Raw genomic sequence first — 18574 nt, forward strand, 5'->3', positions numbered from 1 at the left:
ATGAACGCAGTCCTCATCGCCCTCCTGGTGCTGCCGCTGCTCGGCGCCGCGCTCACCCTGGCGCCGGTGTTCGGCCGGGAGCCGGCCGCCGCCGACCGGCGGGCGCTGCGGCTGAACACCGTCGTCACCGGCGCGGTGCTGCTGCTCACCGTCGCCCTGGCGGCCGGTTTCGACCACGACGAGCCCGCCCGGATGCAGGCCACCACCGACGTGTCCTGGATCCCGGCCCTCAACGTGCGCCTCCACCTCGGCGTGGACGGCATCTCGCTGCCGCTGATCGTGCTGACCGCACTGCTCACCTTCCTCTGCGCGCTGTACTCGGAGAAGCGGCTGCCGGGCGGGGACGCCCGGGGCGAGGCCCCTGAGGGGCGCCGTCCGTCGGCGAAGGCCTTCGTCGGGCTGTTCCTCCTCCTCGAAGTCGGCATGCTCGCCACCTTCGCGGTGCTGGACCTCCTGCTCTTCTTCCTGGCCTTCGAGATCGTGCTGATCCCGATGTACTTCCTGATCGCCCGCTGGGGGAGCGGCGCGAAGGCCCCGGCCGCCAACCGGTTCATCCTGTACACGCTGCTCGGCTCGGCCGTGATGCTGCTCGGTTTCCTGCTGATCGGCAGCAAGGCCGGGACCTTCGACATGCAGGCCCTGGCCGCCGCGCACGGCAACGGCCTGAGCCACACCACCCAGGTGATCGCCGCCCTGGCGATCATGGTCGGGCTCGCGGTCAAGGCCCCCGCCTGGCCGCTGCACAGCTGGCTCCCGGACGCGCACACCGCCGCCCCGACGGTCGGCTCGGTGCTGCTCGCCGGCGTGCTGCTGAAGATGGGCACGTACGGTCTGGTCCGCGTCCTCCTCCCGGTCGTGCCCGACGGCACCGCGACGCTCGCCCCCTACCTGGGCGCGTTCGCCGCCGTCGGCATCGTCTACGGATCACTGGCCTGTCTGGCGCTGGCCCGCCCCGGCGCCAAGGGCGACCTCAAGCGCCTGATCGCGTACTCCTCCGTCGGCCACATGGGCTTCGTGCTGCTGGGCATCGCCTCCCTCACTCCGGTGGGCGTCAACGGCGCGCTGTTCGCCAACATCGCCCACGGTCTGATCACCGGTCTGCTGTTCTTCCTCGTCGGCGCCCTCAAGGACCGCTACGGCACGGCGGACCTCGACACCCTCTCCGGCGCCACCGGCGCCGCCCTGTACGGCCGCGCCCCGCGGATCGGCGCGCTGCTCGCCTTCGCCGCCGTCGCCAGCCTCGGCCTGCCCGGCCTGGCCGGCTTCTGGGGTGAGCTGCTCGCCATGTTCGGCGCGTTCGACCCGGCCGACGGCCTGTCGCGCCCCGCGTTCGTCACCTACATGGTCCTGGCCGGTCTCGGCACCCTCCTCACCGCCGCCTACCTGCTGATCGTGGTCAAGCGCGTCTGCATGGGCGACCCCGAGCAGCCCGCCCCGGTGGACCAGGTCGCCGACCTGCGCCCGTACGAGGCCGTCAGCTGGACGCCGCTGGCCGCCCTCACCCTGCTCGCCGGCCTCTGGCCCGCGCTCCTGCTCGGCCTCTCCGACCCCACCGTCAAGCACCTCCTCGGGGGTGGCTGACCGTGCTCGGAGCCCAGATCGCCGCACTCGGACCTCACTCCACGGGGCAGCACACTGTGACCTCCCTCGCCGTAGCCAACCCGGGCAGCCTGATCCAGTCCGTGGACTGGGTGGCGATCGCGCCCCCGCTGATCGCCGCGGTGGCCGCCCTCGCCGTCCTGCTCACCGACCTGTTCCTGCCCGAGCGGCACCGGAAGTGGCTCGGCCGCCTCGCCGCGGCCGGACTCGCCCTCGCCCTCATCGCACTCCTCCCCCTCACCGGGGGATCACCCCGGGCGACCTTCTGTGTGCAGAACGTAGCAGGGGGGTCTGACAACGCGGGCTGCTCGTACGTCGCCGACCACTTCGCCCTGGTGTTCCAGCTGCTCGCCCTCGGCGGTGCGCTGATCGCCGCGCTGCTCTCCGCGCACACCGTCGAGGAGGAGAAGCTGCCCGGCGGCGAGTACTGGTTCCTGCTGCTCTCCAGCGCCACCGGCGCCGCGCTGCTGCCCGCCTCCCGCGACCTCGCCACCATGGTGATCGCGCTGGAGGTCGCCTCGCTGCCCGCCTTCGCCCTGGTCGCGCTGCGCCGGGACGGCCGGGGCGCCGAGGCCGCGCTCAAGTTCTTCGTCTCCTCCGTCACCGCCACGGCCGTGATGCTGCTCGGCGTCGGCTTCGTCTACGCGGCCAGCGGCAGCCTGCACCTCGGCGCCGTCGCCCAGGGCCTGGAACACGCCCCCGCGCAGCTCAAGCCGCTGGCCGAGGCGGGCGCCGTGCTGACCCTGGTCGGCTTCGCCTTCAAGGTCGCCGCCGTCCCGTTCCACTTCTGGGTGCCCGACACCTACACCGGCGCCCCGCTGCCGGTGGCCGGCTACCTCTCGGTGGTCGGCAAGGCGGCCGGCCTGTCCGGCCTCGCGCTCGCCACCACCATCGCCTTCCGCCCGTACGCGCACACCTGGGGCCTGGCGCTCGCCGTGCTGGCCGCCGTCACCATGACGGTGGGCAACGTCGGCGCGCTGCGCCAGCGCTTCGACACCCGCTACAGCGCGGTGCGGCTGCTCGCCTGGTCGTCCGTCGGCCAGGCCGGCTACCTGCTGGTGCCGCTCGCCGCCGCCGGCTACGCGCCCACCGGGGTCGACCCGCTCGGCGCCACCGCCGCGTACGCGCTGATCTACGGCGTGGTGAACCTCGGCGCGTTCGGCGTGGTCGCGGCGGTCGGCCGCCGGGCCGGGACCAGCGTGGACGACTTCCGCGGCCTGTTCGCCCGGCGCCGCTGGACGGCCCTCGCGCTCGCCTTCTTCCTGCTCTGCCTGGCCGGACTGCCCCCGGGCGTGATCGGCCTGTTCGGCAAGGTCGTGGTGTTCCGCGCGGCCGTCGACGCCGGGCTGGGCTGGCTGGCCGTCGTGATGGCCGTCAACGTGGTCATCGCGCTGTACTACTACCTGCTCTGGACGACCCGGCTGTTCGCCCCGGCGCAGGGTGTCGGGGAAGGTGCCGAACCGGGCGCCGCTCCGGTCGGCGGGGCCGGGGCCGAAGGCCGGCTGCCGGCCAGCCTGACCGCCACGCTGGGGCTCACCGCCTCGGTGGCCGTGGTCCTCTCCTTCGCCCCGCAGCTGGTCCTCCAGGTCGCCGGCGGAAGCCTGTTCTGAGCGGGCACCCGCCCGGCCGGCCGCCGCGGTCCGGCCCGGCGGGGTGCCGCGGCGGTGTCACGCCGGTCACAAGGGAACAAGGCCCAGGCCCCCACCCGTTGACCGGGCAAGAGGGACGAGGCAGAAAGGGCTTCCCCACCGCACCATTGGAGGGCCTGACGTGCATCGCCGGCACAACGGACTGAGGACCGCCGTCCTGCTCGGCGGCCTCTCGGCGCTCATCTTGGTGATCGGCGGATTCTTCGGCCGAACCGGCTTGGTGATCGCCCTGCTGGTCGCCCTCGGCACCAACGCCTACGCCTACTGGAACAGCGACAAGCTCGCGCTGCGGGCCATGCGGGCCCGGCCGGTCAGCGAGATCGAGGCGCCACGGCTCTACCGGATCGTCCGCGAGCTCTCCACCGCGGCCCGCCAGCCGATGCCGCGCCTCTACATCTCCCCGACCCCCGCGCCGAACGCCTTCGCCACCGGCCGCAACCCGCGCAACGCGGCCGTCTGCTGCACCGACGGCATCCTGCAGCTGCTGGACGAACGCGAGCTGCGGGGCGTGCTCGGGCACGAGCTGAGCCACGTCTACAACCGGGACATCCTGATCTCCTCGGTCGCCGGGGCGCTCGCCTCGGTGGTGATGTTCCTGGTGAACTTCGCCTGGCTGATCCCCTTCGGCCGCAGCGACGACGACGACGGGCCCGGCCTCTTCGGCATGCTCGCCATCATGATCCTCGGCCCGCTGGCGGCCGGGCTCATCCAGCTGGCCGTCAGCCGCTCCCGCGAGTACCAGGCCGATGCCGACGGCGCCCGGATCACCGGCGACCCGCTCGCCCTGGCCGGCGCGCTGCGCAAGCTCGACGCCGGCACCCGCCGGCTGCCCCTCCCGCCGGAGCCGCAGATCCAGACCGCCAGCCACATGATGATCGCCAGCCCCTTCCGCCCCGGCGAGGCCGGCGCCCGGCTCTTCTCCACCCACCCGCCGATGGCGGAGCGCATCGCCCGGCTGGAGCGGATGGCGGGCTACGGGCGCTGAGGCCCGCTCCGCGCGGGGCCGGAAGCCAGGCCGGAGGTCAGGCCGGCAGGTCCTGGTAGGCCCGGCGGAGGTCAGGCCGGCAGGTCCTCGTAGGCCCGGCGGAGGCGGTGGATCCCCTCGACGGCGTGCGCGGAGCTCTCGGCGGCGGCGTAGCTGAGGCGCAGGTGCGGGGCCGGGGGTTCGGCCGCGTGGTACGGCCGGCCGGGGGTGACCTGGACGCCGGCGCGCAGGGCGGCGGCGGTGAGGGCGCCGTCGTCGACGCCGTCCGGGAGCCGCAGCCACAGGTGGTAGCCGCCGGGCCGGTAGGTGCCGAGCAGGCCGGGCAGTTCGCGGTGCAGGGCGGCGACGGCGGCGGTGCGGCGGGTCCGCAGTTCCGCCCCGAGGGCGCGCAGGTGGCGGGCCCAGCCGGGGTCGGCGACCAGTTCCAGCGTCGCCTCCTGGAGCGGCCGGGGCACGAAGAAGCTGTCCACCACCTGGGTGGCCCGCAGCCGGGCCAGGGCCGGGCCGCGCGCGGTGAGCGCGCCGACCCGCAGATTGGGCGAGGCGGCCTTGGTCAGCGACCGCAGGTGCACCACGACCCCGTCCTGGTCGTCGGCGGCGAGCGGGCGCGGCAGCGCGGGGGCGTCCGCGTGGACGAGCAGGCGGGCGAAGTCGTCCTCGACGACGAACGCGCCGGCCGCGCGGGCGATCCGCAGCACCTCGGAGCGCCGGGTGGGTGAGAGCACCGCGCCGGTCGGGTTCTGGAACAGCGGCTGGCAGACGAAGACCCGCGCCCGGGTGGCCTCGAAGGCGTCGGCCAGCAGGTCGGTGCGCACGCCGTCGGCGTCGACCGGGACGGGGACGGGCCGCAGCCCGGCCGCGCGGACGACCGCCAGGATGCCCGAGTAGGTCGGCGACTCCACCAGGACGGGCGCGCCGGGCGCGGCGAGCGAGCGCATGGCCACGGTGAGCCCGCCCTGGCCGCCGGAGGTGATCAGGACGTCCCCGGCGCCGATCGGCCCGCCGGTGCCGCCGATGTCGCGGGCGAACCAGCCGCGCAGCTCGGTGAGGCCGTCGGTGGGCGGCCGGTTCCAGGCGCCCGGGCGCCGTCCGGCCCGGGCGAGGGCGGTGGCCAGCAGGCGTTCGGGCAGCAGCGAGGCGTGCGGGTAGCCGCTGTTGAGGTCGATGACGTCGGGCGGGGGCACGCGGAGGGTGGCGAACACCGGGGCGGCCAGCAGGTCGCGGGGGTCGGAGTCGGCGCTGAGCGCGACCTCCTGCCAGGAGAGGTCGCCGGGACGGGCGGCGGGCGCGGCGGTGCCGGCCGGGCGCCCGGCGAAGGCTGCCGCCCGGAACACCCCGGCGCCCGGCCGGGAGACCACCAGGCCCTCGGCCGCGAGGACCGCGATGGCCCGGGAGACCGTCACCGGGCTGACCTGGTGGCGCTCCACCAGCACCCGGCTGGACGGCAGCTTTCGCCCCTCCGGGTAGCGCTCGACCTCCCGTCGCAGCCTGTCGGCGAGATCGGTCACACTGCTACGCTCGTTCATGACGGCACAAGATAGCGCTACCCGCCCGTCGGCGGTAGCACCGCGAAGCCCCGCCTCCGGCACCGCCCTGGCCGCCCTCGGGGTGGCCTCCTTCTCCCTCAGCTTCCCCGCCACCGCGTGGGCCCTGACCGGCTTCGGGCCGTGGACCGCGACCGGGCTGCGCGGCGTCGTGGCCGGCCTGCTCGCCGCGCTCTACCTGGCCGCCGTCCGCGCCCCGCTGCCGCCCCGGCGGCACTGGCCCGCCCTGCTGGTGGTGTCGGGGGGCTGCGTGCTGGGCTTCCCGCTGCTGACCACGCTCGCCCTGCGGACCTCCTCGACGGCCCACTCGGCGGTGGTCATCGGGGTGCTGCCGCTGGCCACCGCGGTGTGCGCGGCGCTGCGCACCGGGCGCCGGCCGTCCCGGGCGTTCTGGGCGGCGGCGCTGGCCGGGGCAGCGGCGGTGCTCACCTTCACCCTGCTGCAGAGCCACGGCCGGCCGACCACCGCCGACCTCTACCTGTTCGCGGGGCTGCTGGTGTGCGCGGCCGGGTACGCGGAGGGCGGGCGGCTCTCCCGGGACCTGCCGGGCGCGCAGGTGATCGCCTGGGCGGTGGTGGCCGCGCTGCCGCTGACGCTGCTGACCACCGCCCTCGCGCTGCCCGCCGAGCCGGTCCACCTCGGGGCGAAGGCGCTGACCGGGCTGGCGTACACGGCGGCGGTGTCGCAGTTCGGCGGGTTCGTGCTCTGGTACCGGGGGATGGCGGAGATCGGGGTGCCGCGGGCCAGCCAACTGCAACTCGCGCAGCCGCTGTTGACGCTGGTCTGGTCGGTGCTGCTGCTGGGCGAGGATCTGCCGGCGGCCGCACCTGTCACGGCGGTGGTGGTGCTGGTCTGCATCGCGGTCACCCAGCGGGCCCGGACCTGAGACGGGCCCGGACCTGAGACGGGTCCGGGCGCGCGGACCGCCGGGCCGTCAGAGCGTGGTGCCCTCCTGGGGGCGGTAGACGCAGAGCGCGCAGATGATGAAGACGTCCAGCGCGATCACCACGAGCGACCAGAGCGGGAAGTACGGCAGGACCAGGAAGCTGTCGAGGGCGCTCAGCGAGGTGAAGAAGATACCGGCGTAGCGGGCCCAGGAGGCGCCCTTGAGCAGGAACGCGCCGGTCACCGCGACCAGCACGCCGACGACGATGTGGACCCAGCCCCAGCCGGTGAGGTCGAACCGGAAGACGTAGCGGGGGGTGTGGACGAAGAGGTCGTCGTTGGAGACCGCCATGATGCCCCGGAGGGCCTCCATGATGCCGTTGATCAGCATCAGCACACCGGCGAACATCACCAGGCCGGGCGCCCAGTCGCGGAACTCGTTGCCCGGCGGCGGCGTGCTGGGGCCGGTGTACCAGGTCCGCCCGGGCTGCTCGGGGTCGGTGCGCGGGGGCTGCCCGGGCTGCTCGGGGCCGGTGTGAGAGGGCTGCTCCGGCTGCGCGGGGTCGGGCGACGGGCTGCTCATGGACTCCTCCAGGGGCCGAACAGGCCTACGGGCGGACCGTACGGACTTCGACCGTCCGTCGGGCCGGGGCGCCGGGCAACCGGGCCGGGGCCGTTCGGGCGACGCGTCGTGCGCGGGAAGCCCGGCCCGAACCGGTTCACGCCGGGCCCGCGCTCGTTAGGATGAGCGGGTGCCCTGCCGGCTCCGGGGCGCGGCATCCGGAGGGAGTGGGCCGTCATGGCAGACGAGAGGCACGCTCCGGCGGCCGTGGAAGCGCCCGTCCGAAGGCGCGGCCAGGGCGAGTTGGAGGCACAGGTACTCGCGGTGCTCCAACGGGCGCCGGGCCCGGCCACCGCGGGGTGGGTCCAGGAACGCCTGGAGGGCGACCTGGCGTACACCACCGTGATGACCATCCTGTCCCGGCTGCACGCCAAGAGCGCCGTCTCGCGGTCCCGTTCGGGCCGCTCCTACCTGTGGCAGGCCTCTTCCGACGCGGCCGGGCTGGCGGCCCTGCGGATGCGCCGGATGCTCGACGGAGAAGCGGACCGGGACGCCGTCCTGGCCAGCTTCGTGAGCGCGCTGCTCCCGCACGACGAGGACCTGCTGCGGGCGCTGCTGGACGCCGCGTCCGTCGATCCGGCAGCGGCCGACCGTGAGAGCTGACCCGTGGGCTTCTTCGTCTTCCTCCCGCTCATCCTGCCGCTGACCGCGGTCCCGATCGCGCGTCTCACCGAGCAGCACCTGCACCCGCGCGGTGCGGCCCGGCTGATGACCGTGATCAGCGCGGTGATGGCGGTGTGCAGTGTGCTCTGCCTCGGCCTGATCGGCGTGGTGGGCACCGCGCAGATCCCCGGCAACCCGCTGCCGGACAGCTGGTCCGACCCGGAGGTGCGGGCCGCGCTGCCGTACCACGAGACGTTCGGGACGGCCGCGATGTGGCTGCTGGTCCTGGTGGCCGCGGCCTGTGCCCGGACGGTCGGCCGGCACCTGCGGGTGCGCTCCCGGGCCCGGCGGGCGCTGACCGGGCTGCCGGCGGGGCCGGAGTCGGCCGGCGACCTCGCGGTGCTGCCGGACCGCAGCCCGTACGCGTACGCGCTGCCCGGTTCGCCGGGGCGGGTGGTGGTCTCCACCGGAATGCTGGCCGGGCTGCCCGAGGACGAGCGGGAGGCGCTGCTCGCGCACGAGCGGGCACACCTGCGCCACCGCCACCACCGGTACCTGCTGACCACCCAACTGGCCGCCTGCGTCAACCCGTTCCTGCGGCCGCTGCAGTACGCGGTGGCGTTCAGCGCGGAGCGCTGGGCGGACGAGGAGTCGGCGCAGGAGGTGGGGGACCGCCGGATCACCGCGCGGGCGGTGGCCCGGGCGGCCCTGGTGTCGCACGCGGCGCCGGCGCCAGGCTTCGCGGCCTTCGCCGCCCCGGCGCCCACGCCCGGCCCGGTGCCGCGCCGGGTCGCCGCACTGCTCGGCCCGGTGCCGACGTCCCGCAACTGGCCCCCGGCGAAGACCCGGGCGGGCCTGGCCGCGATGGTCGCCGCGGCCGGTACGGCGGCGTCGGCGCTGTGCGCGCTCAACGCCGCCGTGGCCCTGCTGGTGGTGCTGAAGGCCGTCACCCCGCTGTAGATCAGTCGGGCCAGGCAGGTCAGGCGGCGGCGAGCGCGTCCAGGGCGGCCTCGGCGTCGGCCAGGGACTTCGCGGCGATCGGCTGCAGCCCGGCCAGGGCGGGGATGTCGTCGGCGCGGGTGAGTTCGGCCGGGACGATGTGCAGGTGCTCGGCCGGGACGCCGAGCCTGGCGAAGTAGGCCCGCAGGTACGGGGTCTGGAAGTCGAAGGCCTCGCGCGGGGTGCCGGGGCCGTAGCCGCCGCCGCGGGCGGCCGCGACGACGACCCGGGTGCGGCGCAGCAGGCTCTCGCCGGTGGCCGGGTCGGTGTAGACGCCGGGGAAGCTGATCCGGTCGATCCAGGCCTTGAACACGGCCGGGACGGTGAGGTTGTACATCGGCACGCCGAGCAGCACGGTGTCGGCGGCGAGCAGCCGGTCGACCAGCGGGTGGGTGAGGGACCACTCGTGTTCCTCGTCCGGGCCCTCGGCGAGGGCGGCGACGTCGGAGGCCGGGATGGTCCCCTTGCGTTCGACGCGGCGGCCGAGCATGGCGTACCCGGCGCCGATCGCGGCGACCGGCTCGGCGGCGAGGTCCCGGTAGACGTACCGGCCGGCGGAGCCGTGCCGGGCGCACCAGGCGGCGGCGAACCGGGCGGTCAGCGCGCGGCTGACCGAGTCGCCGAGGCTGATGCTGGAGTCCAGGTGCAGCAGGGTGGTGGTGGTCACAGCGTTCTCCCGTCACTTCGGTGCTGGGTGGATCGTCATCGGTGTGACGGGCGGGGCCGAGGAAAGGTGACCGATGGACCGGGACGAGGTGCTGGCGGCGCGGTTCGAGGCCGAGCGGGGGCGGCTGCGGGCGGTCGCCCAGCGGATGCTCGGGTCGACGGGCGAGGCGGAGGAGGCCGTCCAGGAGGCGTGGCTGCGGCTGGACCGGGCCGGCCCGGACGAGGTGGACAACCTGCCGGGCTGGCTGACCACGGTGGTGTCGCGGATCTGCCTGGACGTGCTGCGGGCCCGCGCGGTGCGCCGTGAGGAGCCGGCCGGTGACGCGCTGCCGGACGGCCTGCCGGACCCGGCGGCCGCTGCGGGGGCCGAGGGCGCGGACCCGGAGCGGGAGGCGCTGCTGGTCGACTCGGTCGGTCGGGCGCTGCTGGTGGTGCTGGACCGGCTGGGGCCGGCCGAGCGGGTCGCCTTCGTGCTGCACGACGGTTTCGCGGTGCCGTTCGAGCAGATCGCGCCGATCGTCGGCCGGACACCGGTGGCCGCCAAGAAGCTGGCCAGCCGGGCCCGGCAGCGGGTGCGCGGGGCGGCCGCGCTGCCGCCGGAGCGGCTGGCCGGGCACCGGCGGGTGGTGGAGGCGTTCCTGTCCGCCGCCCGGGGCGGGGACCTGGCCGTGCTGCTGGCGGTGCTGGCTCCGGACGTGGTGCGCCGGGCCGATCCGGCCGCGCTGCCGGCCGGGCGTTCCCCGGTGGCCCGGGGCGCGGAGACGGTGGCCCGGGAGACGACGGTGTTCGGCCGGCGGGCCCGGTTCGGCGCGGTGGCGCTGGTGGACGGGGTGCCGGGGATCGTGATCGCCCCGGGAGGGCGGTTGCGGCTGGTGCTGCGGGTGGCGGTGGCGGACGGCCTGGTGACCGGCTACGAGGTGGTCGCCGACCCGGCGCGGCTGGCCGCCCTGGAGCTGGCCGTGCTGCCGGAGTGACCGCGCCGCGCCGCCAGCTGAGGGCCGCCGGCCGCCGGCCCTCAGCCGTCCAGCGCGTCCCGGAGCCGGCGGAACTCGGCGGCCAGCCCGTCCAGCGTGTAGTGCGCGTTGAGCCCGCTCGGGTTGGGCAGCACCCACACCTCGGTGTCGCCGATGCCCTCCGGCTGGCGGCCGATCGCGGCCCGCCGCTGCCCGAAGGCCGTCCGGTAGGCACCGATGCCGAGCACGGCCAGGACGCGCGGGCGCAGCCGCAGCACGCGTTCGGTGAGCGCGGCGCCGCCCTCGCGCAGTTCCTCGGCGGTCAGCTCGTCGGCCTTGGCGGTGGTGCGCGGGGCGACGTTGGTGATGCCCAGGCCGAGCGCGGGCAGTTCGCCCTGCTCGTCCGGGCGGAACTGGCGCGGGGTGAAGCCGGAGCGGTGCAGGGCGGGCCAGAAGCGGTTTCCGGGGCGGGCGAAGTGGTGCCCGGTGGCGCCGGACCACAGGCCCGGGTTGATGCCGCAGAACAGCACCCGCAGTCCGGGCCCGGTGACGTCCGGGATGGTGGTGTCCTTGGCCGCCTGGAGCTGTTCGGCGGTGGGCTTCACGGGAGGGAGGGGCTGGTTCGGCACCCGGCCAAGTCTGCCCGTTCCCTGATGAGCCGGGTACGCCGGTTCCGTAGCCAGCGGAGGCCGAACACCACCAGCGCCGCGTACGCCCAGCCCGCGAAGATGTCCACGATGAAGTGCTCGGCGCCGTACACCAGGGTGAACGCCATCGCGAGCGGATAGGCGACCAGCAGCGCCCGCAGCCAGGGGCGGGCCGTCGGCCAGAAGAAGAACAGCAGCATCGCCGGGTAGGCGGAGTGCAGCGAGGGCATCGCGGCGACGTCGTTGGCGAACTGGCTGCCGTTCTCGACCAGCGAGTTGGCCTGCGGCAGCCCGCTCGTGGAGATCACGTCCCATACGACCCGGGTGAGCCCCGGCAGGTGGCCCTCCTGGGCGACCAGCCACGGCGGGTCGGCCGGGTAGAGCAGGTACGTGGCGAAGCCGGCGAAGGTGAGCAGCAGGTAGCAGGCGAGCAGTTGCCGGAACCGCTCGTGCCGGCGCCGCCAGAGCACCGCGAGCAGGACGAAGACCAGGAAGAAGTGCGAGAGGTAGACGACGGTCGCCGCGTAGTCGTACCAGTGCGGCGAGCCGGGCGTCCACAGCGCGTGCTGGAGCCGGACGGTCCAGGTCTCGCCGAAGCCGAGCACCTCGTCGGCGCGCAGTTGCGGCAGCCAGTGCGGGGCCCACGGGGTGTGCGCGCCGTAGCCGCGCAGCAGCGAGTACGTCCAGACCGCGGCCATCACCGGCACCCAGTCGCGCAGCACCAGCAGGAAGCCGCGTCGGCCGTGCCCGCTGTGCACGGCCGCCGTCAGCAGGGCGCCGATCAGCCACAGGAACACCACGTCGTTGGCGAAGGCCATGCCCTGGGTGCGCAGGTACCAGACGAGCGCGGTCAGGTAGACCGGCCAGGCCAGCAGCCGGAGTCTCGACAGACCGGTACGGCGGGGGCGCGCGGTCACGGGTCGCAGTCGCCCGGCCCGCGCCGGGGTGGGCGGGGCCGGGCTGAGCAGCTTCGTCATGCTCACCGAAACTACCAACGCAAACTTGGAGGACTCTGGGTGAACCATGACCGCCTCGTAAGAAAGTCGCACAGTCGGACCGCCGTTCTGACGGCGGAGCAGCGGGGTGACGGACCCGTCATGAGACGGAGCCCAGCTCGTGCGGGGTGTTGTTGAGCCGGCGGCCGCCGGTGGGGGTGACGGTGACGATGTCCTCGATCCGCACCCCGAAGCGGCCGGGCAGGTAGACGCCGGGCTCGATGGAGAAGCACATGCCGGACACCAGCGGCCGCTCCTCGCCCTCGACCAGGTACGGCGGTTCGTGCGTGGTGATGCCGATGCCGTGCCCGGTGCGGTGGATGAAGTACTCGCCGAAGCCGGCCTCGGCGATCACCCGGCGGGCGGTCCGGTCGATCTCCTGGCAGCTGACCCCGGGTCGGACCGCCTCGAACGCGGTCTGCTGGGCGAGCCGGACCACGTCGTGCACCTTCTGGACCTCCGCCGGCACCTCGGTGCCGACGTGCACGGTGCGGGTGGTGTCGGAGCCGTAGCCGTCCTTGAGCCCGCCGAAGTCCAGCACCACGGTGTCGCCGGGCCGGATCACCCGGTCGCCGGCCTCGTGGTGCGGGTCGGCGCCGTTCGGGCCGGAGCCGACCACGGTGAAGTCGACCTGGCTGTGCCCGTACTTGATGAGCAGTGCGCCGAGGTCGGCGGCGACGTCGGTCTCCCGGCGGCCGGCGAACTCGACCTCCAGGATGCCCCGGTAGGCGGCGTCCGCGGCGCCGCCGGCCGCGGCCAGCCGCTCCAGTTCCTCGGTGCCCTTGACCGCGCGCAGCATCGGCAGGGTCTCGGTGAGCGAGGTGAAGCCGGTGCCGGGCAGCGCGGCCTGGAGGCCGAGCAGGTGCATCGCCCAGGCGTTGTCGGAGATGCCGTACCGCCCGGCCGGGTCGAGCAGCGGGCGGACGGTGGCGTACGGGTCCTCGCCGTCGGTCCAGTCGAGCAGCCGCAGGGCCGGGGCGCCGGCCGCCCTCTCGGCGTCCGGGCGCTCCAACCTGGGGACGATCAGCGCGGGTTCGCGTCCGGCGGTGATCACCAGGGCGGTGAGCCGCTCGGTGATCGCGGTGGGCTGGTAGCCGCACAGGTAGACCAGGTCGGGGCCGGGGGCGACGACCAGGCCGGACAGTCCGGCGGCGGTCGCTTCGGCGGCGGCCCGGGCCGTCCGGGCGGTGTAGTCCTCGGTGGTGAAGGGGCGAGGCACGGTCGGGTCCTCCTCGAAGGCGGGGCGGGCTACTTGCGGACGGTGTCCTGCAAGTTGAGGTCGTCGATCTTGTCCTGGATCTCGGCGAGCCTGCCCGGGCAGTACACCGAGAGCACGATCGCCTCGGCCCGCACCGCGTCGCGGTCGGACAGCACCGGTCGTTGGCCCGGCCCGTCGGCGCCGTTGGACATGCCGGACGTCCACTGCGCCTGGGTCAGCGCGTTCGACGGGTTCGCGCAGACGGCGCCGCCGTCCTCGCCCAGGGTGTGCACGATCTGGTCCCGCGCGGGCACCGGATAGCCGGCCGAACCCAGCGCCCGGGCGAGCTGCCCGGCCTTGCGGTCGGCCTGGTCGGTGGCGTGCAGCCGGGTGAACGAGAGCAGGCCGGTGATCAGCATCGCGACCAGCAGCCCGATCGCCCCGAGGTAGATCCAGCGGTGCCGGGAGGCCATCAGACTGGTGGTCATGCCGCACCGCCCGCGGCGCCGCGCAGCTCGGCCGACTCCTGCGCGGCCAGCTCCGCCGCCGCCTCCGGGGAGCGCCAGCCGGGCTTGCGCAGCCTGAGGAACAGGTACGGGACCAGCAGGCCGAGGACCAGCAGGCCGCCGCCGACGATCCCGATGTACGTCCAGACGCTGCCGCTGCCGAACTGGGACGACGGTACGAAGCCGATCGCCATCGCGCACGCCGAGGCGAGCAGCCCGACCACGCAGATCGGCACCAGCGCCGGGGCCCGGTAGCCGCGCGGGTGGTCCGGCCGGGTGCGGCGCAGCCGGATCGCGGCGGTGAACATCAGCAGGTAGACGATCAGGTACACCTGCGTGGTGATCACCGAGAAGATCCAGTACGCGCTGGAGACGTTCGGGATCAGCGCGTACAGCAGGGCGATCGCCGTGGTGACCACGCCCTGGGCGACCAGCAGGTTCTGCTGGACGCCCTCCCGGTTCAGCCTCTGCAGGAACGGCGGCAGGTAGCCCTCCTGCCGGGAGATCATCAACAGGCCCTTGGACGGCCCGGCCAGCCAGGTCAGCATGCCGCCGAGCGAGGCCGCGACCAGCGCCACCGCGATCACCGGGGTGAGCCAGCCGATGTCGAAGTACTGGAAGAAGGCGTCGAAGGCCTGCATCACGCCGGCCGTCAGGCTCAGCTCGCTGGACGGCACCACCCAACTGATCGCCAGCGCCGGCAGGATGAAGATCAGCAGCACCATCGCCGACGCGGTGAACATCGAGCGCGGGAACTCCCGCGCCGGATTGCGCAGCGAGGAGACGTGCACCGCGTTCATCTCCATGCCGGAGTAGCTGAGGAAGTTGTTGACGATCAGCACCAGGCTGGCCAGGCCGGTCCACCGCGGCAGCAGGTGCGCGGAGTCCATCGGAGCGGCGGAGCCGTTGCCCTGGCCGAGGAAGACGAAGCCGAGCACCACCAGCAGCGTGCCGGGGATCAGCGTGCCGATCACCAGGCCCATCGAGGACAGGCCGGCCACGGCCTTCGTCCCGCGCGAGGAGACCCAGACGCCGGTCCAGTACAGCACCATGATCACCACGGCGGTGTACGGGCCGTTGCTGGCCAGCCTCGGGTTCACCACGTACGCGATCGTCGATGCCACGTACGCCAGCAGCGACGGGTAGTAGAAGATCGTCATCGCGAACTGGCACCAGACGGCGAGGAAGCCCAGCGGCTTCGACAGGCCCTCCGAGACCCAGCGGTAGACGCCGCCCTCCCAGCCGGACGCCAGCTCGGCGGAGACCAGCGCGGTCGGCAGCAGGAACACCAGCGCCGGGACGAGGTAGAGGAAGACGCAGGCCAGGCCGTAGACGGCCATGGTCGGGGCGGAGCGCAGGCTGGCCACCGAACTCGTGGTCATCAGGGCGAGCGTCAGCCAGGACATCCGGGGTGCGGTGACCACCCGGGTGGCCACCGCACCGGTCCGCTCGCGGGTGATCGGGCCGTCAGGGCTCCTCGGGCCGTCGGGGCCTTCCTGGCCGCCGGGGTCGCCCCGGTCATCAGGGCTGCTCGGGTCACCGGACCTGCTGGGACCGTCGGGGGCGGCGGCCTCGCCGGGGCCGCCCCGGCCGGGCGAGGGCGCGTCCGTGGAACCCATCTGTCCTCCTCCGGTACGGCCCCGGTCGGCTGCGCGACGTCCGGGCGGGAGGCGCCCCGGGCGCGGACGCCGCCCGGGAGGGGCCCCGGGGCGGGCCGTACCCGGCCAGTTCACCCGGTTGCCGAGGCCGCCGCATGCGGCGTGCACCCGCGCGGGTGAGCGACTGTCAGGGGCGGGCCGCCGGATCCTGCGGGGCCGGCCACGCGGCGCGGCGCAGCGTACGGCTCACGGTCGCGGGCAGCAGGGCGGCCGCGAGCAGGACGCTGATCGCGGCCAGCGCGACGGCGGGGGAGAGGTGGTCCAGCAGCAGGCCGCTGCCGAGCGTCCCGGCCGGCATGCCCGCGGTCAGCAGCGTCATGGTCGCCGCGATCACCCGGCCGCGGAGCGCGTCCGGCACCTGCCGGAACACCAGCAGGTCCAGCATCACCCGCAGGGACGGAACGCCGATCCCCACCACGAACAGCGCGGCGAACACGGTGACCACCCCACCCGGCAGCAGCGGCGCCAGCGACACCGGCACGGCGGTCCAGGCCACCACCAGCAGCAGGACGCCCGGCCCGGCCATCCGGTGCAACCGGGACACCAGGACCGTTCCGGCCAGCGCCCCGACCGCCTCCCCGGCCAGCGCCAGGCCGATCCCGGCGCTGCCCGTACCGCCGTCCCGCAGCAGCACCATCACCGGCAGCATCAGGGCCGTCCCGGCGAGGTTGACCACCAGCAGGACGGCCAGGGCGGAGCGCAGCAGGGGGGAGGCGGCGAGCAGGCGGAACCCGGCCAGGGCGCCGCCGGACTCGGGGGCCGGTTCCGCGCCGCCCGGTTCGCGGTTCGGCTGCGCGGCGGTTTCGCCGCCCGGCTGCACGTCGGTTTCGCCGCTCGGCTGCGCATCGGCGGGGTGGTTCGGTCGGGCGTCGGCTTCGCGCTTCGGCTGTGCGTCGGCGGGGCGGCCGGGGAAGCGCACCACGATGGCGGCCACCAGCGCGAGCAGGGAGGCGAGCGCGGTGCCGAGGAACGGCACCGCGCTGCCGAGCCCGTACAGGAAGCCGGCCAGCGGCGGACCGGCCAGCGCGGCCCCGGTCATCCGGGCCTCGTCCTGGGCGAGCGCCTGCGGCAGCTGCTCCGGCGCCACCACCGAGCGCAGCGCCAGCAGCCGGATCGGGCCGCTGTACGCGATGGTCGCCCCGACGGCGGCGGCGACGATCAGCAGGTGGGCCAGGGTCAGCCGGTCGAAGGCCATGGCCACCGGGACGGTCGCCGTGACGAGCAGCCGGGTGGCGTCGGAGGCGATCAGCACCCGGCGGCGGTCGAGGCGGTCGGCGACCACGCCGCCGTGGACGCCGAGCAGCAGGGTCGTGACCATCTGTACGGCCCCGAAGGCCCCGGCGGCGGTGGAGGAACCGGTGAGCGCGAGGACCAGCAGCGGGAAGGCGGTGTCGCCGACCCGCATGCCGAGCGTCGCGGCGGCCTGGCCGGCCCAGAGCGCCTGGAAGCGCAGGTTCCGTCGCAGCGGAACAAGCGGCGTGGACTCCGCCGCCTCTCGTGCCTCTGCCACCTCTCGCGCCTCTGCCGACTCTCCCGCCGTCCTCGACTCGTCAGCCGCCGTCCTGTTCCCCGCCATGGCCCACCCCGCCGTTCGCGATTCCGACATCATTCACGCTGTCGTGAATGATGTCGGAAGCATGATTGGTTGCGCAAGGGTGAGCGCTCACCAGGGCGTGATTGCGTGCGGCGCGGCCGATCTGCCAAGGTGGTGCCCGTGGCCGAGCACGATCTGGAACCCGCCGACGGCGGCGAGCAACCCACCACCTGGGTCAAGGAACGCCAGGTGGCCGACGTCGCCGTGCTCAAGGCGCTGGCCGACCCGCTGCGGCTGGCCATCCTCGGCGCCCTGAAGTCCGGCGAGGAACGCCCGCTCACCGCCAAGGAGATCGCCGCCACGCTCGGCGAACCGCAGACCAAGCTCTACCGCCACATCAAGCAGTTGGAGAAGGCCGGGCTGGTCATCGTGGCCGGCACCCGACTGGTCTCCGGCATCGTCGAGAGCCGCTACGCCGCCGCCCAGGAGTCGATCCGGCTCGCCCCGGAGATGTTCACCGCCGACTCCCCGGGCCGCTCCGAGGCGTACGACGCCATCCTGGCCGCCATGGACCGGGTCCGCGGCGACTTCCGGGCCCACGTCCTCGGCGGGCGGCTGGACTTCAGCTCGCCCCGGGACGGATCGGTCGGGCCGCCCGGACTGTTCGTGCACTCGACGCTGCGGCTCAGCCCGGACCGGCTGATCCGGCTGCGGACCCAACTCGCCGCAGTCATCGACGAGCTGAACGAGGAAGCGCCCAGCACGGCCGAGGACGCGGTGGACGTGACGGTCTTCACCCTGCTCTACGGACTCCAGCCGGGCACGGAATCATAAACTCCGCGCCGACTGTCAGTGCGGTGGGACACGATGACCGGCATGTCCTATGAACTCCAGGCCCTGATAGGAACATTCGAGCTGTTGGCGGTGGCCGCGGCAGAAACCTCGACGGCCCGGGTGGTGCCACTGGCGCAGGGGCTGGCCCTGATACCGGTCACCCCCGCGGTGCTCTCCGCCCTCCAGACCGACGGCGGCTCGACGAAGCCCGCCGAGGCGGCCGGCTTCGGCTGGCACCCGGGCGGCTTCGAACTCCGGCTGGCCGCCTGGTCCAAGGCCGGCCCGATCGCCTGCGTCGAGGCCGAGTACTTCGGCGGCAGCGGCACCCAGCGCGCCGCCGTCTGGGAGGACGGCCGGATCGTCCTCGGCCCGCTCACCAAGGGCGAGTTCGAACCCTTCCCGCCCGAGGGCTCCCCGATTTCCCGCGCCCTGCGGCGGATCGGCGCCCGCACCGAGGCCGGCCGGGTGGACGAGTTCGAGTCCGTCGGCCTGTCCGCCCACCGCGGCACCAGCGGCTGGGCGGACGCCGACTGACTCGTCGCCGACTGAGGTGCCGTCGGATGACTCGCCGCCGGGTGGCCCATCGCCGGCCGTCGCTCGTTGCTCGGCGTTCGGCGTAGCTGCGGTGGCTGCGTCAGGAGTGCTGCCCCACCGTGTGAAGCAGGCGGTCCCGCCTGATTCGCACTTGAGAGGGAGC

At 74.4% G+C, this 18574-nt stretch carries 18 protein-coding genes; 9 read left to right on the forward strand and 9 right to left on the reverse strand.

Going from position 1 to position 18574, the window contains the following annotated elements; genetic code table 11:
• From OG556_RS20385 to htpX, 3 genes are all read left to right on the forward strand, one after another.
• Positions 1-1581: a NuoM family protein gene (locus tag OG556_RS20385; protein ID WP_371518365.1), complete on the forward strand. Its 1581-nt coding sequence runs from the start codon at positions 1-3 to the stop codon at positions 1579-1581.
• Between the two features lie 56 nt (positions 1582-1637).
• Positions 1638-3209 carry an NADH-quinone oxidoreductase subunit N gene (locus OG556_RS20390; protein WP_371518366.1) on the forward strand — a complete coding sequence of 524 codons (1572 nt, stop codon included), beginning with the start codon at positions 1638-1640 and terminating at the stop codon, positions 3207-3209.
• Positions 3210-3369: 160 nt separating this feature from the next.
• Positions 3370-4233 (forward strand): zinc metalloprotease HtpX, encoded by an 864-nt coding sequence (gene htpX, locus OG556_RS20395; RefSeq protein ID WP_350876984.1) that lies wholly within the window; start codon positions 3370-3372, stop codon positions 4231-4233.
• Between the two features lie 71 nt (positions 4234-4304).
• Here htpX and OG556_RS20400 read toward each other — a convergent pair whose 3' ends face one another.
• Complete coding sequence (locus OG556_RS20400) at positions 4305-5759, reverse strand: PLP-dependent aminotransferase family protein (RefSeq protein ID WP_371518367.1); 1455 nt, start codon at positions 5757-5759, stop codon at positions 4305-4307.
• On the opposite strand from OG556_RS20400, the gene OG556_RS20405 reads away from it, so the two are divergent.
• Positions 5758-6663, forward strand: coding sequence for a DMT family transporter (locus OG556_RS20405; RefSeq protein ID WP_371518369.1), 906 nt, complete (start codon positions 5758-5760; stop codon positions 6661-6663). The genes OG556_RS20400 and OG556_RS20405 overlap by 2 nt on opposite strands.
• 48 nt (positions 6664-6711) lie before the next feature.
• Here OG556_RS20405 and OG556_RS20410 read toward each other — a convergent pair whose 3' ends face one another.
• The gene (locus OG556_RS20410; RefSeq protein WP_371518370.1) at positions 6712-7245 is read right to left on the reverse strand and encodes a hypothetical protein; all 534 of its coding nucleotides are present in this window, start codon (positions 7243-7245) and stop codon (positions 6712-6714) included.
• 216 nt (positions 7246-7461) lie between these two features.
• Here OG556_RS20410 and OG556_RS20415 point away from each other — a divergent pair, with 216 nt between their 5' ends.
• Both OG556_RS20415 and OG556_RS20420 read left to right on the forward strand, forming a co-directional pair.
• Positions 7462-7887, forward strand: coding sequence for a BlaI/MecI/CopY family transcriptional regulator (locus tag OG556_RS20415; protein ID WP_371518371.1), 426 nt, complete (start codon positions 7462-7464; stop codon positions 7885-7887).
• 3 nt (positions 7888-7890) lie between these two features.
• Positions 7891-8847, forward strand: coding sequence for a M48 family metalloprotease (locus OG556_RS20420; RefSeq protein ID WP_371518372.1), 957 nt, complete (start codon positions 7891-7893; stop codon positions 8845-8847).
• Positions 8848-8866: 19 nt separating this feature from the next.
• Here OG556_RS20420 and OG556_RS20425 read toward each other — a convergent pair whose 3' ends face one another.
• Positions 8867-9553 (reverse strand): FMN-dependent NADH-azoreductase, encoded by a 687-nt coding sequence (locus tag OG556_RS20425; protein WP_371518373.1) that lies wholly within the window; start codon positions 9551-9553, stop codon positions 8867-8869.
• A 73-nt stretch (positions 9554-9626) separates the two neighbouring features.
• Between OG556_RS20425 and OG556_RS20430 the strand changes: the two genes are divergently transcribed.
• A complete protein-coding gene (locus tag OG556_RS20430; protein ID WP_371518374.1) occupies positions 9627-10526 on the forward strand; it encodes a sigma-70 family RNA polymerase sigma factor in 900 nt (299 codons plus the stop codon).
• Between the two features lie 41 nt (positions 10527-10567).
• On the opposite strand, the gene mug is transcribed toward OG556_RS20430, so the two are convergent.
• The 6 genes from mug to OG556_RS20460 form a co-directional block, all read right to left on the reverse strand.
• On the reverse strand, positions 10568-11134 hold the full coding sequence (mug, locus tag OG556_RS20435; protein WP_371518375.1) for a G/U mismatch-specific DNA glycosylase: 567 nt from the start codon (positions 11132-11134) through the stop codon (positions 10568-10570).
• A complete protein-coding gene (locus OG556_RS20440; protein ID WP_363617892.1) occupies positions 11107-12129 on the reverse strand; it encodes a phosphatase PAP2 family protein in 1023 nt (340 codons plus the stop codon). The genes mug and OG556_RS20440 overlap by 28 nt, the downstream gene beginning before the upstream one ends.
• 118 nt (positions 12130-12247) lie before the next feature.
• Complete coding sequence (locus tag OG556_RS20445; RefSeq protein WP_371518376.1) at positions 12248-13366, reverse strand: aminopeptidase P family protein; 1119 nt, start codon at positions 13364-13366, stop codon at positions 12248-12250.
• 29 nt (positions 13367-13395) lie between these two features.
• Positions 13396-13833: a hypothetical protein gene (locus OG556_RS20450; RefSeq protein WP_063348912.1), complete on the reverse strand. Its 438-nt coding sequence runs from the start codon at positions 13831-13833 to the stop codon at positions 13396-13398.
• A complete protein-coding gene (locus OG556_RS20455) occupies positions 13830-15257 on the reverse strand; it encodes an APC family permease (protein ID WP_371522779.1) in 1428 nt (475 codons plus the stop codon). The genes OG556_RS20450 and OG556_RS20455 overlap by 4 nt, the downstream gene beginning before the upstream one ends.
• Before the next feature lie 379 nt (positions 15258-15636).
• Positions 15637-17019: an MFS transporter gene (locus tag OG556_RS20460; RefSeq protein ID WP_371518378.1), complete on the reverse strand. Its 1383-nt coding sequence runs from the start codon at positions 17017-17019 to the stop codon at positions 15637-15639.
• A 204-nt stretch (positions 17020-17223) separates the two neighbouring features.
• On the opposite strand from OG556_RS20460, the gene OG556_RS20465 reads away from it, so the two are divergent.
• Positions 17224-17877 carry an ArsR/SmtB family transcription factor gene (locus tag OG556_RS20465; RefSeq protein WP_371518379.1) on the forward strand — a complete coding sequence of 218 codons (654 nt, stop codon included), beginning with the start codon at positions 17224-17226 and terminating at the stop codon, positions 17875-17877.
• Positions 17878-17919: 42 nt separating this feature from the next.
• Positions 17920-18411 carry a hypothetical protein gene (locus OG556_RS20470; protein WP_371518380.1) on the forward strand — a complete coding sequence of 164 codons (492 nt, stop codon included), beginning with the start codon at positions 17920-17922 and terminating at the stop codon, positions 18409-18411.
• Positions 18412-18574: the final 163 nt, after the last annotated feature.

Source organism: Kitasatospora sp. NBC_01300, from assembly GCF_041435235.1.
GTDB lineage: Bacteria > Actinomycetota > Actinomycetes > Streptomycetales > Streptomycetaceae > Kitasatospora.

What these genes read in the sequence shown, in the direction of transcription:
- OG556_RS20385 (WP_371518365.1), top strand. Translation starts at nt 1, where the DNA reads ATGAACGCAGTCCTCATCGCCCTCCTGGTGCTGCCGCTGCTCGGCGCC.
- OG556_RS20405 (WP_371518369.1), top strand. Translation starts at nt 5,758, where the DNA reads ATGACGGCACAAGATAGCGCTACCCGCCCGTCGGCGGTAGCACCGCGA.
- OG556_RS20400 (WP_371518367.1), bottom strand. Translation starts at nt 5,759, where the DNA reads ATGAACGAGCGTAGCAGTGTGACCGATCTCGCCGACAGGCTGCGACGG.
- OG556_RS20410 (WP_371518370.1), bottom strand. Translation starts at nt 7,245, where the DNA reads ATGAGCAGCCCGTCGCCCGACCCCGCGCAGCCGGAGCAGCCCTCTCAC.
- OG556_RS20415 (WP_371518371.1), top strand. Translation starts at nt 7,462, where the DNA reads ATGGCAGACGAGAGGCACGCTCCGGCGGCCGTGGAAGCGCCCGTCCGA.
- OG556_RS20430 (WP_371518374.1), top strand. Translation starts at nt 9,627, where the DNA reads ATGGACCGGGACGAGGTGCTGGCGGCGCGGTTCGAGGCCGAGCGGGGG.
- OG556_RS20440 (WP_363617892.1), bottom strand. Translation starts at nt 12,129, where the DNA reads ATGACGAAGCTGCTCAGCCCGGCCCCGCCCACCCCGGCGCGGGCCGGG.
- OG556_RS20450 (WP_063348912.1), bottom strand. Translation starts at nt 13,833, where the DNA reads ATGACCACCAGTCTGATGGCCTCCCGGCACCGCTGGATCTACCTCGGG.
- OG556_RS20455 (WP_371522779.1), bottom strand. Translation starts at nt 15,257, where the DNA reads ATGTCCTGGCTGACGCTCGCCCTGATGACCACGAGTTCGGTGGCCAGC.
- OG556_RS20470 (WP_371518380.1), top strand. Translation starts at nt 17,920, where the DNA reads ATGTCCTATGAACTCCAGGCCCTGATAGGAACATTCGAGCTGTTGGCG.